At 66.3% G+C, this 12,829-nt stretch carries 15 protein-coding genes; 12 read left to right on the top strand and 3 right to left on the bottom strand.

Annotated elements, in window-relative coordinates; genetic code table 11:
• Window positions 1-17 precede the first annotated feature (17 nt).
• Together HB677_RS15010 and metE are read left to right on the top strand one after the other, a co-directional pair.
• Window positions 18-941, top strand: a complete 924-nt coding sequence (locus HB677_RS15010; protein WP_307852616.1) for a methylenetetrahydrofolate reductase — start codon at window positions 18-20, stop codon at window positions 939-941.
• Window positions 938-3,259 carry a 5-methyltetrahydropteroyltriglutamate--homocysteine S-methyltransferase gene (gene metE / locus HB677_RS15005; RefSeq protein ID WP_213816547.1) on the top strand — a complete coding sequence of 774 codons (2,322 nt, stop codon included), beginning with the start codon at window positions 938-940 and terminating at the stop codon, window positions 3,257-3,259. The genes HB677_RS15010 and metE overlap by 4 nt, the downstream gene beginning before the upstream one ends.
• Before the next feature lie 66 nt (window positions 3,260-3,325).
• Here metE and HB677_RS15000 read toward each other — a convergent pair whose 3' ends face one another.
• Complete coding sequence (locus HB677_RS15000; RefSeq protein WP_213816546.1) at window positions 3,326-4,120, bottom strand: siderophore-interacting protein; 795 nt, start codon at window positions 4,118-4,120, stop codon at window positions 3,326-3,328.
• A 91-nt stretch (window positions 4,121-4,211) separates the two neighbouring features.
• On the opposite strand from HB677_RS15000, the gene HB677_RS14995 reads away from it, so the two are divergent.
• A complete protein-coding gene (locus HB677_RS14995; RefSeq protein ID WP_213816545.1) occupies window positions 4,212-5,024 on the top strand; it encodes a DUF4184 family protein in 813 nt (270 codons plus the stop codon).
• Window positions 5,025-5,037: 13 nt separating this feature from the next.
• On the opposite strand, the gene lexA is transcribed toward HB677_RS14995, so the two are convergent.
• Window positions 5,038-5,718 (bottom strand): transcriptional repressor LexA, encoded by a 681-nt coding sequence (lexA, locus tag HB677_RS14990; protein ID WP_213816544.1) that lies wholly within the window; start codon window positions 5,716-5,718, stop codon window positions 5,038-5,040.
• A gap of 231 nt (window positions 5,719-5,949) precedes the next feature.
• Here lexA and HB677_RS14985 point away from each other — a divergent pair, with 231 nt between their 5' ends.
• The 7 genes from HB677_RS14985 to HB677_RS14955 all read left to right on the top strand — a co-directional run bounded on the left by HB677_RS14985 (window position 5,950) and on the right by HB677_RS14955 (window position 11,356).
• Window positions 5,950-6,348 carry a LysM peptidoglycan-binding domain-containing protein gene (locus tag HB677_RS14985; protein ID WP_255546651.1) on the top strand — a complete coding sequence of 133 codons (399 nt, stop codon included), beginning with the start codon at window positions 5,950-5,952 and terminating at the stop codon, window positions 6,346-6,348.
• Window positions 6,349-6,429: 81 nt separating this feature from the next.
• Entirely contained in the window at window positions 6,430-7,551 is a 1,122-nt protein-coding gene (locus HB677_RS14980) for a histidinol-phosphate transaminase (protein WP_213816543.1), read from the top strand.
• On the top strand, window positions 7,548-8,153 hold the full coding sequence (gene hisB / locus HB677_RS14975) for an imidazoleglycerol-phosphate dehydratase HisB (protein WP_213816542.1): 606 nt from the start codon (window positions 7,548-7,550) through the stop codon (window positions 8,151-8,153). The genes HB677_RS14980 and hisB overlap by 4 nt, the downstream gene beginning before the upstream one ends.
• Window positions 8,154-8,155: 2 nt before the next feature.
• Window positions 8,156-8,788 carry an imidazole glycerol phosphate synthase subunit HisH gene (gene hisH / locus HB677_RS14970; protein ID WP_213816541.1) on the top strand — a complete coding sequence of 211 codons (633 nt, stop codon included), beginning with the start codon at window positions 8,156-8,158 and terminating at the stop codon, window positions 8,786-8,788.
• 78 nt (window positions 8,789-8,866) lie between these two features.
• Window positions 8,867-9,616 (top strand): bifunctional 1-(5-phosphoribosyl)-5-((5-phosphoribosylamino)methylideneamino)imidazole-4-carboxamide isomerase/phosphoribosylanthranilate isomerase PriA, encoded by a 750-nt coding sequence (priA, locus tag HB677_RS14965; protein ID WP_213816540.1) that lies wholly within the window; start codon window positions 8,867-8,869, stop codon window positions 9,614-9,616.
• Complete coding sequence (locus HB677_RS14960) at window positions 9,616-10,371, top strand: SseB family protein (RefSeq protein ID WP_213816539.1); 756 nt, start codon at window positions 9,616-9,618, stop codon at window positions 10,369-10,371. The genes priA and HB677_RS14960 overlap by 1 nt, the downstream gene beginning before the upstream one ends.
• Window positions 10,372-10,375: 4 nt before the next feature.
• Entirely contained in the window at window positions 10,376-11,356 is a 981-nt protein-coding gene (locus tag HB677_RS14955; protein ID WP_213816538.1) for a PHB depolymerase family esterase, read from the top strand.
• A 14-nt stretch (window positions 11,357-11,370) separates the two neighbouring features.
• Here HB677_RS14955 and HB677_RS14950 read toward each other — a convergent pair whose 3' ends face one another.
• Window positions 11,371-11,724, bottom strand: coding sequence for a DUF1844 domain-containing protein (locus tag HB677_RS14950; RefSeq protein ID WP_213816537.1), 354 nt, complete (start codon window positions 11,722-11,724; stop codon window positions 11,371-11,373).
• 258 nt (window positions 11,725-11,982) lie between these two features.
• Between HB677_RS14950 and infC the strand changes: the two genes are divergently transcribed.
• Complete coding sequence (infC, locus tag HB677_RS14945) at window positions 11,983-12,627, top strand: translation initiation factor IF-3 (protein ID WP_307852619.1); 645 nt, start codon at window positions 11,983-11,985, stop codon at window positions 12,625-12,627.
• Window positions 12,620-12,823, top strand: a complete 204-nt coding sequence (rpmI, locus tag HB677_RS14940) for a 50S ribosomal protein L35 (RefSeq protein ID WP_213816536.1) — start codon at window positions 12,620-12,622, stop codon at window positions 12,821-12,823. The genes infC and rpmI overlap by 8 nt, the downstream gene beginning before the upstream one ends.
• The last annotated feature ends 6 nt before the right edge of the window (window positions 12,824-12,829 follow it).

The raw sequence follows: 12,829 nt of genomic DNA, 5'->3' as shown, positions 1-12,829 counted from the left end.
CTTCGGAGGGCATTGGCGTGGCGACTTTTTCGTTTGAACTGTACCCACCGCGGTCGGCCGCGGCCGAGTGCGCGCTCTACGCGTCGCTCGATCACCTCGTCGCCGCCGGCCCGGAATTCATCTCCGTCACCTACGGCGCCAACGGGTCATCCCGTGACTCCTCGCTCGGGGTCCTGCGTCACCTGCTCGAGACCGACGTCAAACCGATGGCCCACCTCACCTGTGTGGGGTCCACCTACGCAGACGCCAGCCGGGTCATCCGCCAGTTCCTCGACGCGGGCATCACGAGCTTTCTTGCCCTGCGCGGCGACCCTCCGGCCGGAGTCGCCGAGGGAGACAGCTTTCTCGGAGACCTCGGCAGCGCCGGCGAACTCGTGCAGCTCATCCACCATGTGCAGGAGGAGCGCGCACCGTTTTCGCAGGTGGAGGTTCCCGGCTTCCCCGGCGCCCGCAGCATTCACAGCGGCGAGAAGGTCACCATCGCGGTCGCTGCCTTTCCCAACGGCCACCCGCGGTCGCGGTCGGTGTCCCAGGACCTCGACACCCTCCTGGCGAAGGAGGCGGCCGGCGCAAACCTCGCGATCACGCAACTGTTCTTCCACGCCGAGGAGTACCTGCGCTTCGTTGACCAGGCACGCGCCGCCGGCGTGACCATGCGAATTCTCCCCGGCATCATGCCGGTGCTCGGGGCCCAGCGGCTGCGTCGCATCGTGGAACTCACGGGCGAGAGCATGCCCATCGACCTGCTGCGCCAGCTTGAGGCGGCGGATGACCCGGGCGCCCAGCAGCGCGTCGGCGTCGAGCACGCCGCAGCGCTGTCATCCGCCGTTCTCGCCGGAGGCGCCCCCGGACTGCACCTGTACACCTTCAACCAGCACGAGGCCGTCCTCGCCGTACTTCGCGGTGCGGGACTCCTCACGAACGTCAAGGAAAACGCATGACTGAAGTAGCCGCATTCCCCACCGGCACGATTCTCGGATACCCCCGAATCGGCCGCCGTCGTGAGCTCAAGAAGGCCGTCGAGGCATTCTGGGCCGGCACCATCACGGCCGCGCAACTCGAGGAGCAGGCGTCGCAGTTGCGGCGCGCCACCCGTGAGCGGCTGCACGAACTCGGACTGGCGAAGACTGACTCCTCGATCCCCGAGGCGTTCTCGTTCTACGACCAGGTTCTCGACGCCGCCGTCACCGTCGGGGCCATCCCGATCCGCTTCTCGTCCCTGGTGGGGCACGACGGCGCCGTCGACCTCGCGGGGTACTTCACCATCGCGCGGGGCGAGGGCGACAACGCTCCCGCAGAAATGACGAAGTGGTTCGACTCCAACTACCACTACCTCGTGCCCGAAATCGGTCCCGAGACGAAGTTCGCCCTCAGCAGCTACCGGCTGGTGCAGGAGTTCACCGAGGCGAAGAAGGACGGCTACCTCACGCGCCCCGTCATCGTCGGTCCGGTCACGTTCCTGCTGCTGAGCAAGCCGAGCGAGGGCGCCCCGGACGGCTTCTCGCCGCTCGACCGCCTCGACGACATCCTTCACGTCTACACCGAACTCCTCGCCCGGCTCAGCGAGGCGGGCGCCGAATGGGTGCAGCTGGATGAACCGGCCCTCGTCAGCGAATCGGTCGACGCCGACCGGGCAGCGGTGCTCGCCGCAGTGGCCCGTGCGTACGACGTGCTCGGCGAGACGGTGTCCCGCCCCTCGATCTTCGTTGCTGCCCCGTACAACAGCCTCGGGGACGCCCTGCCGGTGCTGGCCACCACTCCGGTGGAAGCGATTGGCCTCGACCTCGTGCGGGGCGACATTCCCGCCCCCGCCGACGGACTCGAGACCAAGGTGCTCGTCGGCGGAGTGATCGACGGGCACAACATCTGGCGCGGAGAGCTCGAGGCGGCGTGGCAGAAGCTCGACAGCCTGCGCGCCCTCAGCCCGAGCGTCGCCGTCTCCACCTCCACCAGCCTGTTCCACACTCCGCACGACGTCGACGACGAACCGCTGCTCGACGAGCGGCTGAAGAGCTGGCTCGCGTTTGCCGACCAAAAGGTGGGGCAGGTTGCCGCCCTGGCGCGGGGACTGGCCACGGGCAAGGAGCACATCGAGGTCACGCTGGCCGCGGCATCCGCTGCCCTGCGCGATCGTCAGAGCGCTCCCGGTGTGCACGACGGATCCGTGCGGGAGCGTGCCAGCCGTCTCACCTCCGCCGACTTTGGCCGTGGCGACTATGCGGTCCGCCTGCAGGCCCAGGACGCCGCGCTCTCACTGCCGTTCCTGCCGACGACGACGATCGGGTCGTTCCCGCAGACGGGAGACATCCGTCGCGCCCGGGCTCGGCTGCTGAAGGGCGAACTCGCCCACGACGAGTACGTCGCGGCGATGCGGGACGAGATCCGTCGCGTTGTCGCGTTGCAGGAAGAGATCGGACTCGACGTTCTCGTGCACGGCGAACCGGAACGCAACGACATGGTGCAGTATTTCGCCGAGAATCTCGACGGTTTTGCGGTGACGCAGAACGGGTGGGTGCAGAGCTATGGCTCGCGCTGCACGCGTCCGTCGATCTTGTGGGGGGATGTCTCGCGACCCGCGCCGATCACCGTCGAGTGGTCATCCTTCACCCAGAGCCTGACCGCCAAGCCGGTCAAGGGAATGCTGACCGGACCGGTGACGATCCTGGCCTGGAGTTTCGTGCGCGACGACCAGCCGCTCGGCGAGACCGCCAACCAGGTCGCGCTCGCCCTGCGCGACGAGATCGCCGATCTCGAATCCGCAGGAATCGGCATCATCCAGGTCGACGAGCCGGCGCTGCGGGAACTGCTGCCGCTCAAGATCGCCGACCAGGAGGCCTACCTCGACTGGTCGGTCGGCGCCTTCCGGCTCGCGACCTCGGGTGTCGCGACGCGCACACAGATCCACACCCATCTCTGTTACTCCGAGTTCGGCGTCGTCATCGACGCGATCAACCGCCTCGACGCCGACGTCACGTCGATCGAGGCGGCGCGATCGAAGATGGAGGTGGTGCCGGACATCAAGACGTCAGGCTTCGGCCGCGGCATCGGCCCGGGTGTGTACGACATTCACTCGCCGCGGGTGCCGTCGGTCGACGAGGTTACCGAGCTGATCGAGATCGCGCTGGCGTCCATTCCCGAGCGCCAGGTGTGGGTGAACCCCGACTGCGGCCTCAAGACCCGGGGATACACCGAGACCGTCGCATCCCTGCACAACGTGGTGGAAGCGACCCGCCGGGTGCGCTCACGCGTGCACGCCTAACGACGCAGGAGGGGCGCGGGTCTGCCGGCCGGGGGAGCGTGGACCTCGGCCGGCGGGGCGCGAGTCTTACAACGGCGCGATGACGCCGACGGGCTCGCGCTTCTCCGCCTGGAACCTGTCCTCGGTGCGTCCGCGCGCCCAGTAGCCCGACAGCGACAGTCGCTCGCGGGTCAGTCCGCGTGCCTTGAACACCTCGCGCAGGGCCTTTATCGACTCGCGTTCCCCGTGGGCGAAAACCTGCACGTCGCCGTCCGGCCAGTCGATGGATGCCACGGCTGTCGCGAGCACGGAGGCGTCCGCGTCATCGCCCGCGCCCCGGGGCATCCACCGCACCTCGACGCCTGTGGGCGCCACCAGATCGATGGCGTCCTGGGAACTCGTGGTCTCAATGATCGCGAGGCCCGTCGCGTCCGTGGGCATGGCCTCGAGCGCCGCGGCGATGGCGGGCAGCGCGGAGAGGTCTCCGACGAGCAGGTGACTGTCCGCGGCGGGGTCCGGCGTGTAGCCGCCGCCCGGCCCCGCCAGCGAAATGGTGTCACCAGCTCTCGCGTGGGCGGCCCACGGGCCGGCGAGCCCCTCGTCGCCATGCACAACGAAATCGATCGAGATCTCGTGCGCCACGGGGTCGACGTGGCGCACCGTGTACGTCCGCGTCACAAACGCGTCGCCCGCGGGGAATCGGATCTTCACGTACTTGTCCGTGTGCGGTGAATCCTGGAACTCACCAAAGCCGTCACCGGTGGCAACGACGCGAACGAGGTGCGGCGAGAGCCACTCGGTGCGGGCGACGGAGAGCACGATCTGGGGGCGAACGGGACGGGTCGGGCGGGCGGCGGGGGTTCCGGTGCTGCTGTCAGTCATAGTGCGCACCCTAACAACCGAGCCTTGGACGCCGGTGGCATACCTCGCTCGATGGATGCGCATACTGAGCACACCTCGGCACAATGGGAAAATGCCCTTCACGCCGAGCCACATTGCCGCGATCCTGCCGTTCGCCCGAACCCGGCTGGTGCCTGCCGGGCTGGTGGCCGGCAGTGTGGCACCCGACCTGTTTTATTACATACCGGTGCGGATGCCTCGCGACCTGTCCCACTCGCTGCTGGGAGTCGTCACCGTCGACCTCGCATTCGGCGTGGTGGCTGTCGTGCTGTGGCAGGTCATCTTCCGCCGCCCGGTGGTGGATTTTCTCCCGCTGTGGGCACGTGCCCGGCTGGCGAGCCTTCCGTGGACGGGACTGCGCGCTCCGCGGGAGACGTGGGTGATGACGGCGGTGTTGCTCGTTGCATCCATCATCGTCGGCACCCTCACGCACCTGCTCTGGGATACCTTCACGCACCCTGGCTGGCCCGTCGACGCGGTGCCGTGGCTGCGTGCCCAGGCGGGGCCGTTGCTTGTGCACAAGTGGATTCAGCACGCGAGCTCCGTCGCGGGAATCGTCATCCTCGTGGTGTGGGCGGTGCGGTGGGTCCGTGCGACGGCCCCGTCGGCACCCGCCCCGACTCGCCTGGCCGTGTGGTCCCGCGCGCTCGCGTGGATCATCACGGTCGCCGCGGGCCTCACCGGCGGACTGACCGTGTGGATCCATGGAATGCTGACCGGTCGACCGGCGCTGGATCCCGCGCTGGTATTCATCACCGCCAGGGCAGGTGTCGCGGCGGCGTGTCTTGCCGCCGTCCTGATCGCCCTCATCTGGTGGGTACTGCCCACGCGGGTGTCGCCGGTCGTGCCGGAGCCCCGCCGCGTGGCGTCGGAGATCGCGCGCTGAGCGCGAGTGTCAGCTAGACGGAGCGGAGAACCGCGACGACCTTGCCGAGGACAACCGCGTAGTCGCCGAGGATGGGCTCGAAGTTCGAGTTTCGCGGCAGCAGCCACGTGTGGCCGTCGCGCTGGCGGAAGACCTTGACGGTCGCCTCGTCATCGAGCATCGCCGCGACGATATCGCCGTTCTCTGCAGTCTTCTGCTGGCGGACAACCACCCAGTCGCCGTCGCAGATGGCCGCGTCGATCATGGATTCGCCCACGACCTTCAGCATGAACAGTTCGCCCTTGCCGACGAGAGTGCGGGGAAGGGGGAACACCTCTTCGACCTGCTGCTCGGCGGTGATCGGAATACCGGCGGCGATGCGGCCGACGAGCGGCACCATGACGGCATCGCCGAAGGGAACCGAGGATTCCGCGCTGTCGTCCGTCTGCTGGAGGTCGATGAGGATCTCGATGGCCCGGGGGCGGTTGGGGTCGCGACGCAGGTAGCCACTCAGCTCCAGCTGGTTGAGCTGGTGGGTCACGCTCGACAGGGATGACAGCCCGACGGCGTCCCCGATCTCTCGCATGCTCGGCGGATAGCCGCGGCTGTTCACCGACCGCTGGATGGCATCGAGGATGGCGAGCTGCTTTTCGCTGAGGCTCGTACGACGGCGTGTGCCGGGTCGTTCGGCCGGGGCGGGGGAGTTCTCGTCCATGTTTCTCCAGGAATGTCGGTGGCCTCTGGTTGCGTTAGCTCCAGACAATCGAAACTGTATCCACATTCGGGCGAAATACAAACACCCGTTCGAGTGTGTCGGCTTAAGATTCGTTGCAATATTCGAATTCTCTCTTGATAATTCGACCAATCGAATATATGTTCGGTACAAAGCTTCGTATCCGGTACTCCCGGCCGAGTGCCGGATACGAATACCCTCCAAGGAGATGTCATGAGCAGTGCAGTGATGGGTCACCCCGTTCAGCGCAGTTTCGTAGCGCACAATTCATCCGCCGATGCCGAGCGCACGCAGGCGCCGAAGTCGCACCTGCGCATCACCGCGCGCGGCCGTGCCGTCCTCCTGACGCTCGTGACGACACCGTTGGTTGTTGGCGCGCTCCTCCTGGCCATCAACAGCGGCGGCGCCATTGCAACCGACTCCGGTTCGGCCACGCCCCTCGAGACCGTCACCGTCTTCGCGGGCGAATCGCTGTGGCAGCTCGCCGAAGACATCGCACCGAACAGTGACCCGCGTGACGTCATCGCCGACATTGTGTCGCTGAACCAGCTGGACTCCTCGTCGGTTCACCCCGGGCAGCAGCTCGACGTGCCGGCCAAGTACAGCAACTAGGTTCCCTCTCGCGGGTTCCGTGCCCTGGCTGCCGCGTGGGCACCGCCGGTGGACGGCGGGAATCACCCTTAAGATCGTTGGGTGACTTCCATTGACGACCTTCCCATCCGTGACGATTTGCGCGGGCTCAGCCCGTACGGTGCTCCTCAGAAGCACGTGAAAATCGCGCTGAACGTGAATGAGAACACGCATCCCATTCCTGAGGCCGTGGCGCGCAGCATCGTGGAGGCACTGGCGGCGAGCATTCTCACCGTTAACCGGTACCCCGACCGGGAATTCACCGAGCTGCGCGACAGCCTCGCCCGGTACCTGGGTCACGGCCTCACCCGCGACAACGTGTGGGCGGCCAACGGATCGAACGAGGTGCTGCAGCAGATCCTGCAGGCCTTCGGGGGACCGGGTCGCAGCGTTCTCGCCTTCCCGCCCACCTATTCCATGCACTCCATCCTTGCCGCCTCCACCGGTACGCGCTGGATCGCGGGGGAGCGCGACGAGGAATTCGGAATCTCCCCGGAGACTGCGGTGCGGTGGATCACCGACACGGCGCCCGACATCGTCTTCTTCTGCTCTCCCAACAATCCCACCGGAACTCCCCTCTCGCTGGAGACCATCCGCGCCGCCTACGACGCGACCGACGGCGTCGTCGTAGTCGATGAGGCCTACGCCGAGTTCGCTCCCGACGGCGAGCCCACCGCACTGACCCTGTTGGACGGACGTCCGCGACTCATCGTGTCGCGGACGATGAGTAAGGCGTTCGCGTTCGCCGGCGCGCGCGTCGGATACATGGCCTCCGACCCGGCCGTCGCGGACGCCATGCGGTTGGTTCGTCTGCCGTATCACCTCTCTACCCTGACGCAGGCGGCGGCGATCGCTGCCCTCGCCCACACGCGCGAGATGCTCGCGATGGTCGATGACATCAAGGCTCAGCGCGACCGCCTTCTGGTCGAGTTGCCGAAGCTTGGCTACATCGTCCACGAGAGCTGGGCCAACTTCGTGCTCTTCGGTGGGGTCGCAGACCCGAACGCCGTCTTCGAGGCCCTGCTCGAGCATGACATCATCGTGCGCGACCTGGCGATCCCGAACCACCTGCGCGTGACTGCCGGTACCGAAGCCGAAACGTCCGCCTTCCTTCAGGCGCTGGGAGAGATCACGGCGCTCGGTGACATTGGGTCCTTCGGGCCGCTCGGTAGAATCGACTCATGACGAGCGAGCGCACAGCGCACCTGCAGCGTGAGACCAGCGAATCGAGCATCGACCTTCGGGTGAACCTCGATGGCACCGGCACATCGAACATCAGCACCTCCGTGCCGTTCTTCGACCACATGCTGACGGCCCTGTCCAAGCATTCGCTGATCGATCTCGACATCCGCTCCACCGGCGACACCGAGATCGACGTGCACCACACGGTCGAGGACACGGGAATCGTGCTCGGCAAAGCCATCGCCCAGGCGCTGGGGGACAAGGTTGGGATATCCCGGTTCGGTGATGCCCTCGTTCCGCTGGATGACGCCCTCGCGCAGGCCGTCGTCGATATTTCCGGCCGGCCGTACCTCGTGCACTCCGGCGAACCGGCCGGCTTCGAATTCCACCTCATCGGTGGCCACTTCACGGGATCAATGGTCCGTCACGTCTTCGAAGCGATCACGTTCCACGCCGGACTGACGGTACACATCACCGTGCTCGCCGGCCGCGACCCGCACCACATCGCCGAGGCGGAGTTCAAGGCGTTTGCCCGTGCCCTCCGCCAGGCAGTTGCCCGCGACGAACGCGTCAGCGGGGTCCCTTCCACCAAGGGTGCACTGTGACCGTGACATCCCCCTCCGTTGTTGTTCTCGACTACGGTTCCGGCAACGTCCACTCCGCGGCAAAGGCCCTGGAGCTGGCGGGGGCGAAGGTCGAGCTCACCCGCGACCGCCAGCGGGTGGCCAGCGCCGACGGACTGTTCGTGCCCGGTGTTGGAGCGTTCTCCGCGGTGATGGAGGCCCTCAATTCCGTGCGTGGTGCGGAGCTGATCGATCGCCGCCTCGCCGGCGGGCGCCCCGTACTGGGAGTCTGCGTCGGCATGCAGGTGCTGTTCGATAACGGTGTCGAACGCGGTAACAGCACGCCCGGCCTCGGCGAATGGCCCGGCGTGGTGCGCGAGCTGGAGGCGCCGGTGCTGCCCCACATGGGCTGGAACACCGTTGAAGCCCCCGAAGACTCCCGTCTGTTTGCGGGCATCCGCGACGAGCGTTTCTACTTTGTGCACTCGTACGCGTCCCAGGAATGGACACTTGAGGTGACGCCGCCCTTCCCGGAACCGCGACTCACCTGGGCAACGCACGGTTCGCCGTTCCTTGCCGCCGTCGAAAACGGACCGCTGTCGGCCACGCAGTTCCACCCCGAGAAGTCGGGCGAGCCCGGCATCCAACTGCTCCGTAACTGGCTGTCCACCCTGTAGGCACCGCCGCCGGAGCAAGGAAGCCCGGCACATTTTGTACCACCGTGTGAGGCCCATCGGGCCCAAGAGAGAACGTTCATGAGCGAGTTCAATAAGACCCCCGGTCTTACCCTTCTTCCCGCCGTCGATGTGGCGGACGGCAAAGCCGTGCGTCTCACCCAGGGCGAGGCCGGCAGCGAGACCAACTACGGTGACCCCGTCGATGCAGCCGCGGAGTGGATTGCGGATGGCGCGGAGTGGATCCACCTCGTCGACCTCGACGCCGCCTTCGGTCGCGGTAACAACCACGCGGTCATCAAGAAGGTCATCCGCAATACGCCGCGCACTGTCAGCATCGAGTTGTCCGGTGGCATCCGGGACGACGCATCCCTCGAGGCGGCACTGGCGACCGGCGCCAAGCGCATCAACCTCGGAACCGCAGCTCTCGAAAACCCCGAATGGGCGGCCCACGTCATCTCCGAGTACGGCGACGCCATCGCGGTCGGACTCGACGTTCGTGGCACGACGCTTGCCGCCCGCGGCTGGACAAAGGACGGCGGTGACCTCTGGGCGGTCATGGACCGTCTCGAAGCCGCCGGCTGCTGCCGGTACGTGGTGACGGATGTCACGAAGGACGGCACCCTCAAGGGACCGAACCTCGACCTGCTCCGCCAGGTGATGGAGCGCACCGAGCGACCCGTGATCGCGTCCGGAGGAATCTCCAGCCTGGACGACATCGCCGAACTCCGCGCGCTCGTTCCGCTCGGCCTCGAGGGCGCCATCGTCGGGAAGGCCCTGTACGCCAAGGCCTTCACCCTGGCGCAGGCGCTGGACGTCGCCAGCGACTGATGGCCGGCACCGACTCCGCAGGCGTTCCGTGGGAGGGGCGCTCGTTCGACCACAACCAGAGCTCCGATGACGACGGCTCTGCTCCCGAACGGTTGATCGAAGCCCTTCGTCGTTTCCGCTCCCGCGAGCTCGGCGAAGCCGAAGTGGTCGCCGCCCTCCGTGAGTCCCGGTTGCTCATTCCGCTGGTCGCCGTGCTCGGTGAGGCCGGACGTAACGAAGACGGCGTGCTGATCGATAAGTCCCAGGAGCTGTCCATCGTCACAGTTGCCGGCCCCGACGGTCGCAACGTGCTCCCGGTCTTCACGTCCGTGACGGCAATGTCGGCCTGGAATCCTAAGGCCCGACCGGTTCCTGCCGATGCCGTGCGGGTCGCCCTCGCCGCCGCGAGCGAGCAGACAGAACTCGTGGTGCTCGACCCCACCTCGTCGACCGAGTTCGTGCTGCGCCGTCCGGCCCTGTGGGCCATTGCCCAGGGTGCCCCGTGGAAGCCGAGCTACCTGGACGAGGACGTTCTTGCCGCGTTCCTCGCGTCGGCTCGCCCCGAGACGGCGGTGCTGGCTGTGCAGTTGGCACCGGATGACCCGGACGCGCGCCTGTCCGGATCCGAGCTCCTCGTGCACCTGACCCTCGCCGACGGTCTCGACCAGGAGCACCTCACCGCGATGCTGTCGCGACTGCAGCAGCGCTGGTCTGATGACGATTTGATTGCTAACCGCGTGGACTCCCTCCGCGTGCAATTGGCTGCCGCACACTAGAACGATGACGCACACGGCCCGACGGAACCCGCGCACCCCACCACTCCGGGTCCGTCTCGGCACCGTTGTTGCCGTGTTGGTAACGAGCGTTGTCCTCGCCCTGACGGGGTGCACGCCAACGTCCGGCGCCGGCGCATCACCGACGGGCGTGGCCACGGTCGCGGCGGTCCATTCCTGGTTCACCGTGACGGTTGACGGCGCGAAGCGCAGGTTCCTCGTCGTCGCCCCCAAGCACGCGGAGGGGGAAACGCTCCCCGCGGTCATCGCCCTCCACGGAGCCGGTGGCAGTGCGCAGATGTTCGCCGATTCCACGAGTTTCGCCGCCGACGCGACGGGCGGGGCGTTCATCGCGGTGTTCCCCGACGGATCTCCGCAGACCTCCGACACATACGTCTGGAACGCCGGCTCGTGCTGCGGAAAAGCCGTCGAGAACGATGTGGACGACATCGGTTTCCTGAAGACGGTGATGGCCCAGCTCACCGCCAAACACGACGTGAACAAAGACCGTATCTACTTCGCGGGGTTCTCCAACGGCGGGATGATGGCCTACCGGGCGGCGTGTGACCTGGGAAGTTCGGTGGCCGGCATTGCCGTCGTCTCCGGAGCGCTGAACGTGACGTCGTGCCAGTCGGGCTCCACCATGCCCGTTCTGATCATTCACGGCACGGCCGATGAGGTCGTGCCCTACAACGGCGGCAATCCGATCCCGGCGCTGAGCTACGGGCTGAAACCGTGGACCAACGAATCGGTCGCGCAGGCGGTAACGGCCTGGACCGACCGCGACGGGTGCACGGCCGATCCAATCAAGTCGATGAACGGCACCGTCGTCGAGGAGTTGTACGGCGGGTGTGCGAAGGGGAGTTATATCGACGTCTTCAGCATCACCGGAGGCGGCCACACGTGGCCGGCCGATCCCGCCGTGCTCGACGCCGCCGACCTCATCGAGCGGGCGTTTCTCACAGCGACGGAGCCGACGGCGGGCTGACGCCCTCCCAGTCGCTAGTTGACGGGACCGGTGAGCTTCTCGCCGGGACCCTTGCCGGGAGCATCCGGGAAGGTGGAAATTTCCCGGAAAGCGAGCTGCAGCGACCGCAGCCCATCCCGGAGCGGGCGGGCGTGGTGGTCGCCGATCTCGGGCGCCGCCGCCGTGACCAGCCCGGCGAGGGCGGTGATGAGCTTGCGGGCTTCGTCCAGATCGATCTCGTCCGATGCATCCGCCCCGTCTCCCAGTCCCAGCTTGACGGCCGCGGCGCTCATGAGGTGCACGGACACCGTGTTGATCAGCTCGATGGCGGGCACCTCGGCGATGTCACGGGCCTCGTCGAAATCAGAAATGGACCCGGACTCGCTCATACGTGTTTCCTCTGCTAGTGTTGACCCGGCTCCAGAGGACTGTGTCCCCTGGTACGAAAGTGGAGATTCTCCCACCCGTTCACCGCATCTCAAGGTTACCGGGTTGTTACACCCCGCCAACGCGGTCCAGTCACGGCTGGATCTCGAGGGTAGAGACAAGGGTGTGGTTCCCCAACGGGGTTCTGAATTTCCTCATTCGTCGCCGCACTGCATCCGCAGGGCGGACGTGGCTCTCACGAAGAATTAGAGGAGAAACGCATCAGCGATCCCCGTACCAACGACCGAATCCGCGTTCCGGAGGTCCGTCTTGTTGGCCCCAATGGCGAACAGGTCGGCGTAGTCCGCATTGAAGACGCTCTTCGCTTGGCTCAAGAGGCCGACCTGGATTTGGTTGAGGTTGCTCCCAACTCCAAGCCGCCCGTCGCGAAGATCATGGACTTCGGCAAGTTCAAGTACGAAACGGCGCAGAAGGCGAAAGAAGCCCGACGCAACCAGGCGAACACGATCCTCAAGGAGGTTCGTTTCCGTCTGAAGATTGATGTGCACGACTACGAGACCAAGCGCAAGCGCGCCGAGGGCTTCTTGCAGGCTGGCGACAAGGTCAAGGCAATGATCTTGTTCCGCGGTCGCGAGCAGTCCCGCCCCGACCAGGGCGTTCGTCTCCTGCAGCGTTTTGCAGAAGACGTAGCGGAGTTCGGCACGGTCGAGTCCAACCCGACCATCGACGGTCGCAACATGGTCATGGTCATCGGCCCGCTCAAGAACAAGGCGGAGGCGAAGGCCGAGGCCGAAGCCCGTCGCGTAGCTAGCAAGCCGGCGAAGACCGAGGCTGCTGCCCCCCAGGATTCATCGACCGAGACACCGGCCGATCCCGAACCAACGAAAGAGGAAACAGATGCCTAAGCAGAAGACCCACTCGGGCGCCAAGAAGCGATTCAAGGTGACCGGCTCGGGCAAGATCATGAAGCAGGGCGCGGGAATGCGACACAACTTGGAGAAGAAGTCCTCCGAGCTCACCCGCCGCCTCAACGCGGAACAGGTACTGGCTCCCGCCGATGCCAAGACCATCAAGAAGCTTCTCGGCAAGTACGGCAAGTAAGGGACT

The organism is Glaciihabitans sp. dw_435 (genome assembly GCF_018449675.1).
Lineage (GTDB): Bacteria > Actinomycetota > Actinomycetes > Actinomycetales > Microbacteriaceae > Glaciihabitans.
Note: the sequence above shows the minus strand (reverse complement) of the source record. Positions and strands in the feature narration are given on the sequence as shown.